Origin of the sequence: Collinsella aerofaciens (assembly GCF_018785265.1) — a bacterium.
Taxonomy (GTDB): Bacteria; Actinomycetota; Coriobacteriia; order Coriobacteriales; family Coriobacteriaceae; genus Collinsella; species Collinsella aerofaciens_AI.
The window spans coordinates 16,510-30,648 of the sequence record NZ_WQPK01000014.1; the positions used below are offsets into that span (position 1 = coordinate 16,510).

Consider the following 14,139-nt stretch of genomic DNA (forward strand, 5'->3'; position numbering starts at 1 on the left):
GCCCGCATCCCTTGGGGACACGGGCTCGAAAGCTCCATATGGTAGGGGCGGTGGGACTCGAACCCACAATCCTTGCGGCGAGAGATTTTAAGTCTCCTGCGTATGCCAATTCCGCCACGCCCCCGTGAGACTAGAAGTCTAGCACAAGCCGTCCGTTACGCGTTGACGGCCATCGAGTGTTGGCCCGACTTCTCCAGGAACTCCTGGAACTTGGCTTCGTCGCCCTTGTTCTGGTACTGCAGGGCCAGCAGGTACTCCAAGCGGCAGCGCTTGACCGGGTCGTCACCGACATCCTCGAGCATGCGCTCCAGCTCGGGAATGTCGTTGTGGCGCTTGAGGATCATCGTGTCGTACATCAGCTGGCACTCGTGCGCAACTGCCTCGGCCTGACCGCCCTCAAAGCCCTTGATCTCGTGCAGCAACTCCTTGGACTTTTTGCGGTCCTCCTGGCCAACATAGTAGTTAAAGGCTTTGATCACCAGGTCGACGCGCTGCATCTTGGGGAGGTTGAGCCCCAGCAGCAGGTCGAACATCTCGCTGGCACGCTCGTGGTCCTCGCGCAGCAGATAGGAGTTCAGGCGCAGGTAGTCGCGGTTGTAGCGTGGGTACAGCATGCTGGTGAGTTTGCCGTCGAGCAAACGATCGAACTCGTCCCACTGCTTGGCGGCCATCAACTGCTGCAGACGCTTGAACGTGGTGCGTTTTTTGACGCTAAAGAACACCGACACGGCGATGCAGATGATAACGACGGCGGTCCAGAGGGTGCGGGAATCGGGCATTTCAGAGTCCTTAGTCGCTCTTAAAGCGAGCGGTATGACAACACGTACTAGATGTATTATACGCAGCGTGCAAGCAAACTGGCATAAAAGCTCATCGAGGCTGAGTGCCATCGCTCGCTGCGGTACACTTACCTAAAGTAAACCTCGAAGGGAGACATTACCTATGAAGAAGATCGTTTTGGCTTGCGGTGCTGGCGCTGCTACTTCCACGCTCGTTGCCCAGAAGGTCGCCACCCTGCTCGACGCCAACGGTTATGCCGACAAGTACGAGATCGTGCAGTGCGCCATCTCCGAGGCCAAGGACGCCTGCGACGAGGGCGCTGACCTGCTGATCGCCACCACCGTTGCCCCCGAGGGCCTCACCTGCCCGTACGTGAGCGGCGTGCCTTTCATGACCGGCATGAACCGCGTCGCCGCCGAGAAGGCCGTCCTCGACGTCATGGCTCAGTAGGCGCCGTCTGTATGAGTGAGCAGAACGCCAACCCGGTAGTGCTCTTTGGCATGCGCGTTGCCCACGTGGGCATCAATGCTACCGACCCGGCCGATGCCCTGGAGATCGCGGAGCTGTTCTCGACGATGATGGGCCTGCCCGTTATCGAGACCCCGGTTTCGTACTTTAACGATTCGCTGGTCGAGGTCATGAAGCAGAACGGTCGCGGCACCAAGGGTCACATCGGCTTTGCCGTCAACGATATCGATGCTGCCGAGAAGTGGTTTGCCGAGCGCGGCCTCGAGGTCAACGAAGAGTCGCGCGCGCTGCTGCCCGACGGCGGCACCAAGCTCGTGTACTTTAAGCGCGAGTTCGCTGGCTTCGCCGTGCACCTGTGCCGCGAGTAGCGCACAGGCTGCTATAGCTAGCAAAAAGGGATAGGGCCGCATGGCCTTATCCCTTTATTTATGCCGAGGGGCTTTCTATCGTGGCAGGCGAATCGTAAAGCGGCTGCCGACGCCTTCGACTGAAGTCACGCCAATGACACCGCCATGGCTATCGACGATCCACTTGGCAATGGCAAGCCCCAGACCCGAGCCCTGCGCGCCGGCATCGCGCGCGTTGTCGGCGCGGTAGAACCGTTCAAACGCGTGGGCTGCGGATTCCTGGTTCATGCCGATGCCCTCGTCCTCAACACTTATGTCGATCGTGCCCGCGCCCGCATCCGGCGTCACGCCAAACGAGATGGATGTGCCCGCGTCCGAATACTTGGCGGCGTTCTGCACGATCACGCGCAGAGCCTGCTTCACGAGCGCCACGTCAACGGGCGCGTCGCAGCGCGGGTCGCTGGTAAGTGCGGCATCGTACGCCAGTCGATATGTGTGCGCGGCATCGATCATCTGCGATTCCTCGCATACCTCGCCGACCAGTGCGGCCAGGTTAGTATTCGCACGCCGCAGGACCGTGCGCCCGGCATCGCCGCGCGCCAAAAACAGCAGCTGCTCCACGAGCTCCTGCATATGCTCGCTTTCGGCCTTGAGCGAGGCAATGGACTCTGCCAGCACGTCCGGGTCGTCTTTGCCCCAGCGGTCGAGCATGTTCACGTAGCCCTGAATCACCGCGATGGGCGTGCGCAGCTCGTGGCTCGCGTCGTTGACAAAGCGCATCTGCTGCAGCTTGGCCTCTTGCATCTGGCGCAGTAGGCGGTTGAGTGCAACCTCGATGCTTGCCAGGTCGGCGTCGCCGGTAGTGACGCTCGGCGAGTCGACGCTTGCGCGCTCGATGGCCTGCTCCAGTGTTTCCATCTTGCCGCCGGAGAGCTGCATGCGGCCGAGTTCGTCCACGCGCAGGGCCAGATCGTTGAGCGGCGCCATGGTGCGGCGCACGCGGCGGGCGCCGCCGAGCATGTTGAGCACGCTGATGACCTGCCAACTCACAACGACAAGGTAGAGAGGCCATAGCGCGACGAGGTCCTGCGCGAGGGGGAAAGTCTTGGTGGTACGCGCAAGCTCGACGGTATAGGTGAGCGTTGTCAGGTCCCAGCCGCGCGCGGGCGTCAGCGACATGCTGCGAACGGCGGCGCCGGGGATCCATCCCGCGGTAAACGCGCCATCGGGCAGCGTCTGGTTGTATCCATAGACGAGGATCGCCGCCGCAATAACCAACAGTAACAGATCGAGCCAGATGTGGCTCATCAAGCGGCGCCACATATAGCTCCAGTTGATGGCGCGGGCGATGGAGGTGACGCGCTTGGCCTCGGCGTTACGCGCGGCAGACATAGCCCACCCCGCGCACGGTCTGGATGATGCGGGCACCGCCGGCGTCTTCGATCTTGGCACGCAGGTGCGCGATGTGCACATCGACGTTGTTGGTGTCGCCCACGTATTCGTAGCCCAGCGCCTCGTGCGCGATGCGCTCGCGCGTGAGCACGGTGCCGGCGTGTGCCATAAGCAGGGCGAGGACATCGAACTCGCGAGCCGTGAGCGCGATGGGCGAGCCACCGACCGTAACTTCGCGGCGGTCGGGGTCGAGCGCAACCGAGCCCACGGCGAGCGTGGCGGGGGAGGGCGAGGCAGAGGTCTTGGCCGAGTCGCCAGCCGGGGACGTCGTGGCGGTACCGGCACCCGTAGCGCCCGCCCCGGCACCGGTGCCGACCGCGCCCGAAGCCGCCCGCACGGCCTCAGCGCGCTTCAACGCCACGCGGATCCGTGCGAACAGCTCCTCAATGGCAAACGGCTTGGTCAGGTAATCGTCAGCACCGGCGTCGAGCCCGGCCACCTTGTCCATCACGGCATCGCGCGCGGTGACCATGATCACCGGCACATCCTTGTGCTTGCGGACGCGCCGCAGCACCTCCATGCCGTTGAGCTGCGGCAACAGCACATCGAGCAGAATCAGATCGTAGTCGCGCTCCAGCGCTAGGTCAACGGCGGTGCGGCCATCGGCGGCGTGCTCCACCTGGTAGCCCTCGTGCTCCAGCTCGAGCGTCACAAAGCGGGCGATTTTCTCCTCGTCCTCTACGATCAGGATTCGTGCCATACGTGCCCCCGTCTGCGATTACTTGTCGTCGTTCAGATTTTGCTTGATGTCGTCCGCGGCATTGGCAGCGCTGTCCATCAGGTTGTTGATGCTGCCGGGCACGTCGCCGTCGCTATCGATGCGGTAGCGCATGCCAAAGAACAGGCCAATCAGCATCAGCCATATCGTGGCGCCCCAGGCAAACAGCGCGACGATGGGGATCAGGATGGGGATGTTGAGGATGATCGCATCGCGGCGCGTGGCGATAAACTTGGTGTCCAGACTCAGGCGGAAGAGCTTTTTGAGGTACTCCCACACGCTGTCCATCTTCTTGGAGAAGTCGGTCTTTTCGCTCGACTTTTCGTAGGCTGCCTGCGCGGCGACCATCTCGGCAGAGGGCTCATCGACTGGCGCGGACTCGGTGGCGGCATGCGCCGACGTGGTCTGGGTCTTGCCCTGCGACTCGAGCCAAATGATGGCATCCAAAACGTTGCCGTCGGCAGCGTCGAGCGCCGCCTTGGCATCGGTGTAGCTCACGTTGCACTTGGTGCGGATGGTTTCAACTTTTTCGAGGTCGTCCATGACCTGTCCTTTCGTTCGATGGGCGCGACGCCGGGCGGTCTGCCCGGGCGCGAGTGCTGCGTTCGGCGGCCTGCGTTGCGCGGCGCCGCCCCGCCCTTGGTCGAACTCTATAGTGCAGGTTATAGATTAAGCGATTCTTGAGCCAAGATTAATGTTGGATGAGTTTTTGGGTGGCAGTGGGAAAAGTATTAGACCTCGATAGCGGGAGATGGGGTGCCGGTGCAAAACGGCGTCAAAGGTTGGTCGAGCAGGCGGTTTCTCCATTGATGTCCGCACAGCATGTGACACTTACCCTGCCGCCCCGCTCTGCCGCGGCGGCATGCGTCTGAACAACGACCCTCTAAGGAGTTCGATACCGATGAGTGACAACGCAAAGCATCTCGCAAAGAAGTGCGTTAAGGACGCGGGGCCGTGCCTCGCGCTGTGCGTAGCCGGCGCAGCGGTCGCGCTGCTGGCTGTTCTGGGGCCATTCGACGTGCTCCGAAGTGCCAGTTCCCTGCACGTTTGCATGGCCCTTGCCGGCGCCATGATGACCGGCGGCGTGCTCGATCTGATTTTTTGGGTGCTTGACCCGTTTGGATGGAAGAACGAGGGGTAGGTCCCAAAGGATGGAAGGGCTGGAACGGTTGGCTTAGTGATCGTGCAGAATGTGGGCTAGCGACTTACAGGGAAGTGGTGATCCGATGACGGTCTATGTGACGGGCGATATTCACGGCGGCGTCGACATGCAAAAGCTTCGCGACTGGGATCTTGGGGATGGTCTGACGAGTGACGACTATCTCATCATCGCGGGCGACTTTGGCTTTCCGTGGGATTTCTCTGCCGAGGAATGTGCCGACATCGCCTGGCTGGAGTCGCGCCCCTATACCGTGCTGTTCGCCGACGGCAACCACGAACGTTTCGATCACTGGGCGGAGCGTCCCATGGAACTGTGGCACGGCGGCCTGACGCAGCGCCTGTCGGACACCTCGCCCATCCGACGCCTGACGCGCGGCGAGGTTTTTGAGCTCGACGGCTCAACGATCTCTACCATGGGCGGCGCCACGAGCGTGGATAAGGAATACCGCATTCCGTATTCCAGCTGGTGGCCGCAGGAGCTGCCGGACGAGCGCAACTTTGAGGAGGCGCGGGCAAAGCTCGACAGCGTGGGTTGGAAGGTCGACTATGCGATCACCCATACCTGCTCCACGCGCATGCTTTCGCCCACGCTTTACCCGGCACCTGGCTGGAATTATCCCGATGTCGATCGACTCACCACGTTTTTCGACGAGCTGGAGGACCACCTGGACTACAAGCGCTGGTACTACGGGCATTTTTATCGTGACGCCAACCCAGCCGAGTGCCACACCGTGCTCTACGACTGTATTGTCCGCCTGGGCGACGAACTCCAGCCCTGGGATGTCGCGTAGGGGCGGGGTGGCTGGCTACTCGACCGTTACAGTGATGTTTTCCCGATGCGTGCGGATAACATCCCAGCTAAAGTGCTCGACCAGCTGCTCGGCAGAGCGCGGTGTGGCGTCCGGCGCGATGCCTGTTTGCCCGGCGAGCCAGCCCAGCAGTGCCTCGGGCGCGCCAAAGCGGGTGCGGAGCTCGCCCAGGTCCAGGTCGCGGTCGCGCTTGGAAAGGCGGCGGCCATCCGGCGACATGAGCAGCGGAATGTGCGCGTAGTGCGGCGTGGGAAGTTCCAGCAAATGCTGCAGGTAGATTTGGCGCGGCGTGGAGCCCAGCAGATCGCATCCGCGCACGACCTCGGTGACGCCCATGGCAGCGTCGTCGACCACCACGGCCAGCTGATAGGCAAACACGCCGTCGCTGCGGCGCACCAAAAAGTCGCCGCATTCGGTGGCGAGTGCTTCGCATTGGGCTCCATACGTGCGGTCCACGAATTCGACCACATCGTCTGCGAGGTCGTCGACGGCGGGCACGCGCAGGCGCGTGGCCGGAGCACGCAGGATGCTGCGGCGGGCAACCTCCTCGGCAGAAAGGTCTCGGCAGGCGCCGTGGTAGATGGGCGTGCCGTCGCTCGCGTGCGGCGCGCTCGCGGCGTGGAGTTCGGCACGCGTGCAAAAACAGGGATAGGTGAGGCCGGCGTCTTGCAGCTGACGCAGGGCGTCCTCGTACAGATCCAGGCGATCGTGCTGGTAGTAGGGGCCTTCGTCCCACTCCAGTCCCAGCCAGGCCAGGTCGTCAATCAATTGAGTGGCAAGTTCCGGGCGCTTGCAGCGATCGTCCAGGTCCTCGATGCGCAGCACGATGCTGCCGCCTTGGCTGCGGGCCGAAAGCCACGAGCACAGGCAGCTGAACACGTTGCCCAAGTGCATGCGGCCCGAGGGCGACGGGGCAAAGCGGCCCACGACGGGGGTGGGCGCTGCCGTTGCTGGTGCGTCCGCGGCGTGTGTTGCTATGTTGCGTGCGTTGATATCCATGCGGACGAGTATAGCGCGGGGCTTGGCAGGGAAGGCGTTGCTGCGCTCACAAGTTGGCGGCGGTGCGCATTGCGCACGGTGGGTTTGCGGCTCAAGGTCTCGATCGCTGCGTACCGACTTAGCCTCACAAACGACAGAAACCCCGGCAGCTCTTCGCAACTGCCGGGGTTTCCGCGGAAAAGGGGGACATGATCCTCGAGCGAACGGCAAAGGGGCAAACCGTTTTCGCTCAACTGCTTTATGCCCCTCGGCTGGCGGCTCAATCAGCGCGTGCCGCACCCACACAAAGCCGCTACACCTGTGACAGAGCTGTGAAGTGGTATCTATTGCCGGAGCGGGCCATGCCAAGGAGTGTCCCAGATTGCCGGCAGATAAGGAACGTCCCCAGGTGCCGGCCGCGGGCGTGACTTTCGTCCCGTTTGATACTCCGCTGGCCTAGATGTTCGTCATGTGCGCCCGTAAACGTGGGACAATGGCGTTGCTGGTATCACAGACAAAGGATGTGCCTATGAACGCCCCCGTTGCCAAAACCTGTCGGCAGCGCCGCCCGTTTGCGCGATTTGCTTCCGTCTGCGCACTCGTCGCGCTTGCATTGCTGCTACTGCCCGCCGCCGCACACGCCGACGGTTATTCCATGACCCAAACCTATATCGGTGCCACGGTCGAGGCCGATGGATCGCTGACCGTTGTCGAGGGACGCCAGTTTGATTTCGACGACGACATCAACGGCGTGTTTTGGGAGATCAATACGGGTACCAACCAACAGGGCGGCACGGCGGGCGTCGATGTGCTGAGTGTCGAGGAAGAGGACACCGCGTTTAACAAAGTCGATAGCGCGAACAAGGGCGACTCTGGCGTCTATACGGTCGAGCAGACCGGTGACGGCGTAAGGATTAAGGTGTTCAGCCCTCACGAGAGCGGCGACAGCGCGATCTATTACGTGAGCTACACCATGACCGGTGCGGTCATGAACTGGGCCGATACCGCCGAGCTCTACTGGAAGTTCGTGGGTGACGGCTGGTCTGCGGATTCCGACGATGTCGAGATGGAAGTGCGCTTCGCAAATGCCGCTGCCGGGACGGCGGCCGTCAAAGGCGATAACTTCCGCGCATGGGGCCACGGCCCGCTGACGGGCGATGTATCGCTCGATGCGGACGAACCCATGGTCACCTATACCATTCCCTGCGTGCATCAGGGCGAATTCGCCGAGGCACGCATCGCCTTCCCTAGCGACTGGGTGCCGCAGCTTGCCGCTTCGGGCGAAGAGCGCATGTCAACGATCCTGAGCGAAGAGAAGGAATGGGCCGACGAAGCTAACGCCCGCCGCGCTCACGCTCGCATGATTGCCAATGCACTTGCCGTGCTAAGTGTTGTTGCGGCGGTGGTCTTTACCGGCACAATCGTTATGCTCAAGCTGCGCAAGCGCAAGCCCAAGCCGCTTTTCCAGGACGAATATTTCCGCGATGTGCCTTCGGCCGACCATCCCGCCGTGCTTTCGGCCCTCATGAGCTGGAACGAGGTGCCCGACCAGGCATATATCGCCACGCTCATGAAGCTCACTGACGACCGTGTGATCAAGCTGGAGCAGGCGACCGTGACCAAGGCCAAGAAGGGTCTGTTGGGGCGTGAAAAAGAAGAGCAGACGTATCGCGTGACGGTGAGTGATGCGGGCTGGAAGTCGGCCAAGGGCATTGACCACATGGTGCTCAAGGTCTTCTTTGCCGGTGCTAAGCCTGACGAGAACGGTGACCGTTCGCGCACGTTCGACGAGCTGCAGCACTACGTCAAGCAGCACGCTACACCCGTGGGTGATAAGCTCGAGGACTATCAGAACACCGTTAAGGGCAAGCTGGCCGATAGCGAGTACGTTGCCTCGGACGGCATTGTTGCAATGGTGTTTTGCCTGGTTCTTGGTATCCTGATTGCCTTTGTTCCCGTGGGATCCATTTTCTTTACCGATGGCGCACAGGCGAACATTACCGCCGCGGTTATCTCGGTGCCGATTGTGCTGGTGGGTATCGGCGTGGGCCTTACGTTTCGCCGCTTTACGCCGGAGGGCGCCGAGGTGGCGGCTCGCTGCAAGGCACTTAAGCATTGGCTCGAGGACTTCACGCGTCTAAAGGAAGCCGTCCCGGGCGATCTGGTGCTGTGGAACAAGCTGCTGGTGATGGGCGTGGCGCTGGGTGTTTCCAAGGAAGTGCTGCGTCAGCTTGCCGAGGCCGTGCCGCCCGAGGTGCGCGAGGCCGACGGCTTCTATGACAATTATCCCTGCTACTGGTGGTACTACCATCATTACGGTATCGAGTCTCCGCTCGATTCGTTCAACGATGTGTATCACGAGACCATCCGCGAGCTGGCTTCGAGTTCCGATAGCTCGAGCGGCGGCAGCGGCGGCGGCTTCTCTGGCGGCGGTGGTGGCGGCGTCGGCGGAGGCGGCGGCGGAACGTTCTAACGGTCGTAAATTATGGGATGGGCTTTTCTCGACAGCCGTCGGGGAAAGCCCATCCCCTTTTTACGCGCTACCTACGAAGACTGTCCCCAGCGACTAATCATTTAAGAACGTCCCCAACGACTAGGTGCGGTTGCTGCCAAGGAGTGTCCCGGGGTGCCGGCACAAAAGGAACGTCCCTAACTGCCGGGTTTAGGCTGTTAGATCGAGTTCGTAGAGGAAGCTTTCGCGCGGCATGTCGTGACGGCGCTCTTCGCGGTTGGCGCGGTGCGTGGCCGTGCGCTTAAAGCCGTGCAGCTCGTAGAACTTCCACGAGCAGTTGGAGTCGGTGTACAGGTGCGCCCTCGTCGCTCCAAGCGAGGACAGGTGCGAGACGGCGGCATCGAGCAGAACCGTGCCAACGCCCAGGCCATGGACATCGCGATCCACGGCAAGCAGCGTGACCTCGTTGTCGTGCGGCAACGGGCTGCTCTCGAGCAGGCGGTTGTTGGTTCGGATGGTTGCGCGCACAAACGAGAGATACTCGGCGCAGGCATCGGGCTCCAGCTCGCGCATCTGCGATAGCAGCGCGCGTTCGGTATCCATCCAATGTTCCTTGACGGTGGCGCCGGAGCTCTGTCCCGCACGCGCGAGCGAAATGCCACGCGCCTGACCGTCAATCACCGCAACCTGTGAAAACGTCGATGACGAAAGGCAATAGGCGAGGTCGCACGCGGCCTCAAGGCGGTTGTACTCATCGTTATCCGAATTATTATGCCAAAGCTGCTGCAGAATCAGCGCGATGGCGTCGAAGTCTTCGGTATCAAACGGTCGGTAGAGAACCCGCGAGACCATGGTGCCTCTTTCTTTTGCGGATGCATATCGAGCACAGTTCTACCACGCCATTGGCATCAAATTATGGTGCCCCTGTGTTCCATGAACTCACCGTGCCCGGTGCCGTGCCCATCCCCTCTGCTCGCAAACTTTTTCTGCACATGCGCCCGTTGCGGGGTGCATCGATGCGCTCGATGCGCTACATTAAATCAGTATTTTCAATGCCGCTGCGCGAGCGCTGCAGATCGACGTATCACCGACTCACAGAGCACGGCGGCGTACCAGACAGGAGGACTGCATGGGATCTGATGTGAAGATCGCACGCGCGTTGATCTCGGTTACCGATAAAACGGGTGTCGTCGATTTCGCACGGACGCTGGTCGATGACTTTGGCGTCGAGATCATCTCTACGGGCGGCACGGCTCGTGCCATCGAGGACGCGGGCGTTCCCGTAACCCCCATCGAGGAGTTCACGGGCTATCCCGAGATGATGGACGGCCGTGTTAAGACCCTGCACCCCAAGGTTCACGGCGCGCTGCTGGCCCGCCGCGATTCCGAGCAGCACATGCAGGAGGCCGCTCAGCACGGCATTAAGCTGATCGACCTGGTCGTCGTCAACCTGTACGAGTTCGAGAAGACCGTCGCCAACCCCGAGGTCACCTTCGCGGACGCCATCGAGCACATCGACATCGGTGGCCCCTCCATGCTGCGCTCTGCCGCCAAGAACGCCGCGAGCGTTACCGTCATTTCCGACCCTGCCGACTATGATGCCGTCCTGGCCGAGATGCACGAGACCGGTGGCTGCACCACGCTTTCCACCCGTCGTCGCCTGCAGGTGAAGGTCTACCAGACCACCGCCGCCTACGATACGGCTATCTCCCGTTGGCTTGCCGCCCAGGCAAGCGACGTGGCGGACACCTCTGCCAAGCTCGAGATTTCGCTGGAGAAGGTCGACGACCTGCGCTATGGCGAGAATCCTCAGCAGAAGGCTACGGTCTACCGCTTTGCCGAGGGCTGCGAGAACACCGCGAGCTCGCAGTTCCCGCTCGTTGGCTCCGAGCAGATCCAGGGCAAGCCGCTCAGCTACAACAACTATCTGGATGCCGATGCCGCTTGGAACCTGGTCCGCGAGTTCGACGAGCCGGCCTGCGTGATCCTCAAGCACCAGAACCCTTGCGGTTCTGCTGTTGCCGAGGACATCACGGCTGCCTACGACCGCGCCTTCGCCTGCGATCCCAAGAGCGCCTTTGGCGGCATCATCGCCTGCAACCGCGAGGTTCCCTATGAGCTGGTCGAGCACTTTGCCGATCAGAACAAGCAGTTCGTCGAGGTTATCATCGCCCCGAGCTACACTGCCGAGGCGCTCGAGCGCATGGTCAAACGCCCCAACCTGCGCGTGCTGGCCACCGGCGGCGTGGACCACGGCGCCCAGGTGGAGCTGCGCTCCATCGACGGCGGCATGCTGGTGCAGGAAGTCGACCACGTGACCGAGGATCCCGCGACCTTTACGTTCCCCACCGACCGCAAGCCCACCGACGCCGAGATGGCCGAGCTCGAGTTTGCCTGGAAGGTCTGCAAGGGCGTTAAGTCCAACGCCATCTTGGTTTCCAAGGGCAAGGCCGGCATTGGCATGGGCCCGGGTCAGCCTAACCGCGTTGACTCTGCGCTGCTTGCCTGCGAGCGTGCCGAGGACTTCTGCGAGCGCGAGGGCGTGGAGAAGGGCGGCTTTGCCTGTGCAAGCGACGCGTTCTTCCCGTTCCGCGACAATGTTGACGTGCTCGCCGCGCACGGTGTGACCTGCATCATCCAGCCCGGTGGCTCCAAGCGCGACGATGAGAGCATCCAGGCCTGCAATGAGCATGGCATCGCGATGGTCTTTACGGGTGCCAGGCATTTTAGGCACTAGGGGCTTTCCCAAGCACCCGACCTTGCCCCTCAAACCGTCGCTTGCGTACATTTAGTACGCGGCGCTCCTCTTTCGGGGCAATCTCGGGCACTTGGAAAACCCTTAATGGGATGTTGTTCTATCCCATTAAGCTGATCGGTCGCCTGACCATATCGTCAAAATAATCTCTGCAAAAGACGGTCGCTCCGTTTGGAGGGCCGTCTTTTTGGTATAAGAGGACGGAATGACTAACACGAAAGGTACAACCATGCCCAAGATTGATGATGCCGAGTTGTTTGGCAATGCCGAGGATCAGCGTGCGTACGAGGATTTTTGCGCAAATCAGGAGGCGGTCGAGAAGTTCACGCTCGACAAGCCTGCGCTTATCTGCCGCTGGCGCATGTCCAACAAAAAGGTGCCCATGCTCAACCGCCACATTCGTGCGCTGTCCGAGCGCCTGGTGCAGGGCGAGCCGCTTACCCATAACATGCTCAGCTGGGCCAAACAGCACGTTGAGTGGTCGCTTGCCGAGGGCGATTACACCGCACGCGACGGCGTGCTCATGCTGGTGATCGACGTTAACGGCAACGCCGCCATGACGGTGGGGGAGTACGAGCCGCTGGCCGACACGTCGGCCAAGGCGCTGCGTGCCCGTTCTGCCGAGGCTCGCTCCGAAGCCGACGAGACCGGCGTGGCGCCCGAGCTGCTCGCCGCCGTCAACAACGGCGAGCTTGCCTTTGTGGCGCCGGCGGACGAGTGCCTGTGTGGCACGGCGACCCTTATTGAGCAGTTGGCCCAGACCAAGGGCATCCCGGTCACGCGCGTAGACATTCCCGCGCAGCTTAAGGGCGCCCTGTTCCTGGTGAGCGACGAGCACGGCGTGGTTCCCGCAACCGAGACGGACGCCGCCGAGGCCGACGCCGCCACGGTCGCCTTCTTTGCCGACGGCTACGAAAAGCTCCGTGCCCGCCGCTCCTAACCTCAAGGCGGGGTGGGCTTACTGAAGCGAGCGAGCGCGTTCGATGGCGTAGGCGAGCGACAGCTGCTCCATCTCCGGGGCGCATTTGTAGCTCAGTCCGGTGAGAGCTGTCACCTTATCGAGGCGATATCGAATCGTGTTCGGGTGCTGGCTCGTCTGCTTGGCGGTTTGCTCGATACGCCGGTCGTTCTCGATGAATGCAGCGAGCGTGGATTCCAGTTCGCTGCCATGCTCACTGTCGTGCTCGCGTATCGGCGAGAGAATCGCCTCCGAGAACGATCGCATCTCCGGGGTTTCCGCAAAAGGCATCACGGTTCTCAGGATGCCGAGCTGCGTATAGCGGACGGGCCCCTCGGCTCGTTGACAAGATAGGCGCTGTGCGTAAATCGCCTGCGAGATCGCCTGCACCACTGCCTCGTCTCCAAACAGAATATCGCTGATGCCGAGCCCTTCCGCTCCGCCATCGATACTGCTAGCCTCGATGAGCTCCGTGAGCGCCTGCACGATTCGCTCCACATCGAGCGTCTGTTCCGAGTCGCTTGTCGCTACGAATAACAAACCTCCGTCATAGGGTGCCAGCATGTTGTGGCATCCGGCGAGGGTCGATTTTGCACAGAGACGTTCGATTTGCAAAAACGCACGCGGGTCGAGGGGCTCTGCAAACGATGCGAACAGGGCGACCGCTTCGTCCAGAAATGACGGGTTGAGGCTTCGGATGCGTCGGCAGATGGACTCGGGCGATGCGTCTGTCCTCAGGGCATCGATCTCGCGCTGTGCGAAGTCGATGGACGCGAGCTGCTCGATATGCCGTTTGACCTCATAGATGACGCTGTCAAAGAATAGTGAGTCGTCGGTCGTGAGAAAGACCGGGTAGTGCCGCGCGTTGGCGTAGCGGATGGCTTGGTCGGGAATCGGGATGTGCAGGACGTTTTTGATGATGAGACCGCTCGTTCCCTTGGCGACGAGGTATTTCACGGCTTCAGTGATGAGGTACGGGTCGTCCTTCGCATAGAGGAAGGTGCTGAGGACGATTTCGTCTGAGGTGAAGTTGACGCGCTGGTACTTGTTCTTGAGGCCGGGCATGAGCTCATAATCGAGAATTCCGACGCCGGAGACGGCACGCGAGACGCCATCGCTGCCGGCGATTAGGCGGACCGACCCCTCATATTCCCGTGAGAAGTCCGAGACGGTGTATAGCATCAACATCATCCTGTAAATCACTACAATTAATACCGGTATAAATAGGATAATCGCACATCTGTATGCCATTGATGCGAGA

14 protein-coding genes and 1 tRNA gene are annotated in these 14,139 nt (G+C 61.5%); 7 read left to right on the plus strand and 8 right to left on the minus strand.

Going from position 1 to position 14,139, the window contains the following annotated elements; genetic code table 11:
* Positions 1-39: 39 nt before the first annotated feature.
* Together GPK42_RS02290 and GPK42_RS02295 are read right to left on the minus strand one after the other, a co-directional pair.
* Positions 40-124 (minus strand) — tRNA-Leu (locus GPK42_RS02290).
* A 31-nt stretch (positions 125-155) separates the two neighbouring features.
* Positions 156-779 carry a hypothetical protein gene (locus GPK42_RS02295; RefSeq protein ID WP_006235902.1) on the minus strand — a complete coding sequence of 208 codons (624 nt, stop codon included), beginning with the start codon at positions 777-779 and terminating at the stop codon, positions 156-158.
* A gap of 163 nt (positions 780-942) precedes the next feature.
* Between GPK42_RS02295 and GPK42_RS02300 the strand changes: the two genes are divergently transcribed.
* Both GPK42_RS02300 and GPK42_RS02305 read left to right on the plus strand, forming a co-directional pair.
* On the plus strand, positions 943-1,230 hold the full coding sequence (locus GPK42_RS02300) for a PTS sugar transporter subunit IIB (RefSeq protein ID WP_117640417.1): 288 nt from the start codon (positions 943-945) through the stop codon (positions 1,228-1,230).
* Between the two features lie 11 nt (positions 1,231-1,241).
* A complete protein-coding gene (locus GPK42_RS02305) occupies positions 1,242-1,616 on the plus strand; it encodes a VOC family protein (protein WP_215693245.1) in 375 nt (124 codons plus the stop codon).
* 75 nt (positions 1,617-1,691) lie between these two features.
* On the opposite strand, the gene GPK42_RS02310 is transcribed toward GPK42_RS02305, so the two are convergent.
* The 3 genes from GPK42_RS02310 to GPK42_RS02320 are packed head-to-tail and all read right to left on the minus strand — an operon-like array spanning position 1,692 to position 4,308.
* Entirely contained in the window at positions 1,692-2,987 is a 1,296-nt protein-coding gene (locus tag GPK42_RS02310; RefSeq protein ID WP_215693247.1) for a sensor histidine kinase, read from the minus strand.
* Positions 2,971-3,747 (minus strand): response regulator transcription factor, encoded by a 777-nt coding sequence (locus GPK42_RS02315; RefSeq protein ID WP_215693249.1) that lies wholly within the window; start codon positions 3,745-3,747, stop codon positions 2,971-2,973. The genes GPK42_RS02310 and GPK42_RS02315 overlap by 17 nt, the downstream gene beginning before the upstream one ends.
* 18 nt (positions 3,748-3,765) lie before the next feature.
* Positions 3,766-4,308, minus strand: a complete 543-nt coding sequence (locus GPK42_RS02320) for a UBA domain-containing protein (RefSeq protein WP_089573575.1) — start codon at positions 4,306-4,308, stop codon at positions 3,766-3,768.
* Positions 4,309-4,666: 358 nt separating this feature from the next.
* Between GPK42_RS02320 and GPK42_RS02325 the strand changes: the two genes are divergently transcribed.
* A complete protein-coding gene (locus GPK42_RS02325; protein ID WP_215693251.1) occupies positions 4,667-4,906 on the plus strand; it encodes a hypothetical protein in 240 nt (79 codons plus the stop codon).
* A gap of 85 nt (positions 4,907-4,991) precedes the next feature.
* Entirely contained in the window at positions 4,992-5,717 is a 726-nt protein-coding gene (locus GPK42_RS02330) for a metallophosphoesterase (RefSeq protein WP_215693253.1), read from the plus strand.
* A 15-nt stretch (positions 5,718-5,732) separates the two neighbouring features.
* On the opposite strand, the gene gluQRS is transcribed toward GPK42_RS02330, so the two are convergent.
* Positions 5,733-6,734, minus strand: a complete 1,002-nt coding sequence (gene gluQRS, locus GPK42_RS02335) for a tRNA glutamyl-Q(34) synthetase GluQRS (RefSeq protein ID WP_275950422.1) — start codon at positions 6,732-6,734, stop codon at positions 5,733-5,735.
* 508 nt (positions 6,735-7,242) lie between these two features.
* On the opposite strand from gluQRS, the gene GPK42_RS02340 reads away from it, so the two are divergent.
* Positions 7,243-9,186, plus strand: a complete 1,944-nt coding sequence (locus tag GPK42_RS02340) for a DUF2207 domain-containing protein (RefSeq protein ID WP_215693255.1) — start codon at positions 7,243-7,245, stop codon at positions 9,184-9,186.
* A 189-nt stretch (positions 9,187-9,375) separates the two neighbouring features.
* Here the strand turns inward: GPK42_RS02340 and GPK42_RS02345 are convergent, their stop codons facing one another.
* Positions 9,376-10,017 (minus strand): GNAT family N-acetyltransferase, encoded by a 642-nt coding sequence (locus tag GPK42_RS02345; RefSeq protein ID WP_117746832.1) that lies wholly within the window; start codon positions 10,015-10,017, stop codon positions 9,376-9,378.
* Between the two features lie 277 nt (positions 10,018-10,294).
* Here GPK42_RS02345 and purH point away from each other — a divergent pair, with 277 nt between their 5' ends.
* The gene (gene purH, locus GPK42_RS02350; protein ID WP_215693257.1) at positions 10,295-11,902 is read left to right on the plus strand and encodes a bifunctional phosphoribosylaminoimidazolecarboxamide formyltransferase/IMP cyclohydrolase; all 1,608 of its coding nucleotides are present in this window, start codon (positions 10,295-10,297) and stop codon (positions 11,900-11,902) included.
* A 247-nt stretch (positions 11,903-12,149) separates the two neighbouring features.
* Positions 12,150-12,860 (plus strand): hypothetical protein, encoded by a 711-nt coding sequence (locus tag GPK42_RS02355; protein ID WP_252200044.1) that lies wholly within the window; start codon positions 12,150-12,152, stop codon positions 12,858-12,860.
* Positions 12,861-12,878: 18 nt separating this feature from the next.
* On the opposite strand, the gene GPK42_RS02360 is transcribed toward GPK42_RS02355, so the two are convergent.
* A complete protein-coding gene (locus tag GPK42_RS02360; RefSeq protein ID WP_215693261.1) occupies positions 12,879-14,060 on the minus strand; it encodes a PucR family transcriptional regulator in 1,182 nt (393 codons plus the stop codon).
* Between the last annotated feature and the right edge of the window lie 79 nt (positions 14,061-14,139).

What these genes read in the sequence shown, in the direction of transcription:
- GPK42_RS02320 (WP_089573575.1), bottom strand. Translation starts at nt 4,308, where the DNA reads ATGGACGACCTCGAAAAAGTTGAAACCATCCGCACCAAGTGCAACGTG.
- GPK42_RS02300 (WP_117640417.1), top strand. Translation starts at nt 943, where the DNA reads ATGAAGAAGATCGTTTTGGCTTGCGGTGCTGGCGCTGCTACTTCCACG.
- GPK42_RS02305 (WP_215693245.1), top strand. Translation starts at nt 1,242, where the DNA reads ATGAGTGAGCAGAACGCCAACCCGGTAGTGCTCTTTGGCATGCGCGTT.
- GPK42_RS02310 (WP_215693247.1), bottom strand. Translation starts at nt 2,987, where the DNA reads ATGTCTGCCGCGCGTAACGCCGAGGCCAAGCGCGTCACCTCCATCGCC.
- GPK42_RS02315 (WP_215693249.1), bottom strand. Translation starts at nt 3,747, where the DNA reads ATGGCACGAATCCTGATCGTAGAGGACGAGGAGAAAATCGCCCGCTTT.
- purH (WP_215693257.1), top strand. Translation starts at nt 10,295, where the DNA reads ATGGGATCTGATGTGAAGATCGCACGCGCGTTGATCTCGGTTACCGAT.
- GPK42_RS02340 (WP_215693255.1), top strand. Translation starts at nt 7,243, where the DNA reads ATGAACGCCCCCGTTGCCAAAACCTGTCGGCAGCGCCGCCCGTTTGCG.
- gluQRS (WP_275950422.1), bottom strand. Translation starts at nt 6,734, where the DNA reads ATGGATATCAACGCACGCAACATAGCAACACACGCCGCGGACGCACCA.
- GPK42_RS02295 (WP_006235902.1), bottom strand. Translation starts at nt 779, where the DNA reads ATGCCCGATTCCCGCACCCTCTGGACCGCCGTCGTTATCATCTGCATC.
- GPK42_RS02325 (WP_215693251.1), top strand. Translation starts at nt 4,667, where the DNA reads ATGAGTGACAACGCAAAGCATCTCGCAAAGAAGTGCGTTAAGGACGCG.
- GPK42_RS02330 (WP_215693253.1), top strand. Translation starts at nt 4,992, where the DNA reads ATGACGGTCTATGTGACGGGCGATATTCACGGCGGCGTCGACATGCAA.
- GPK42_RS02345 (WP_117746832.1), bottom strand. Translation starts at nt 10,017, where the DNA reads ATGGTCTCGCGGGTTCTCTACCGACCGTTTGATACCGAAGACTTCGAC.
- GPK42_RS02360 (WP_215693261.1), bottom strand. Translation starts at nt 14,060, where the DNA reads ATGCTATACACCGTCTCGGACTTCTCACGGGAATATGAGGGGTCGGTC.
- GPK42_RS02355 (WP_252200044.1), top strand. Translation starts at nt 12,150, where the DNA reads ATGCCCAAGATTGATGATGCCGAGTTGTTTGGCAATGCCGAGGATCAG.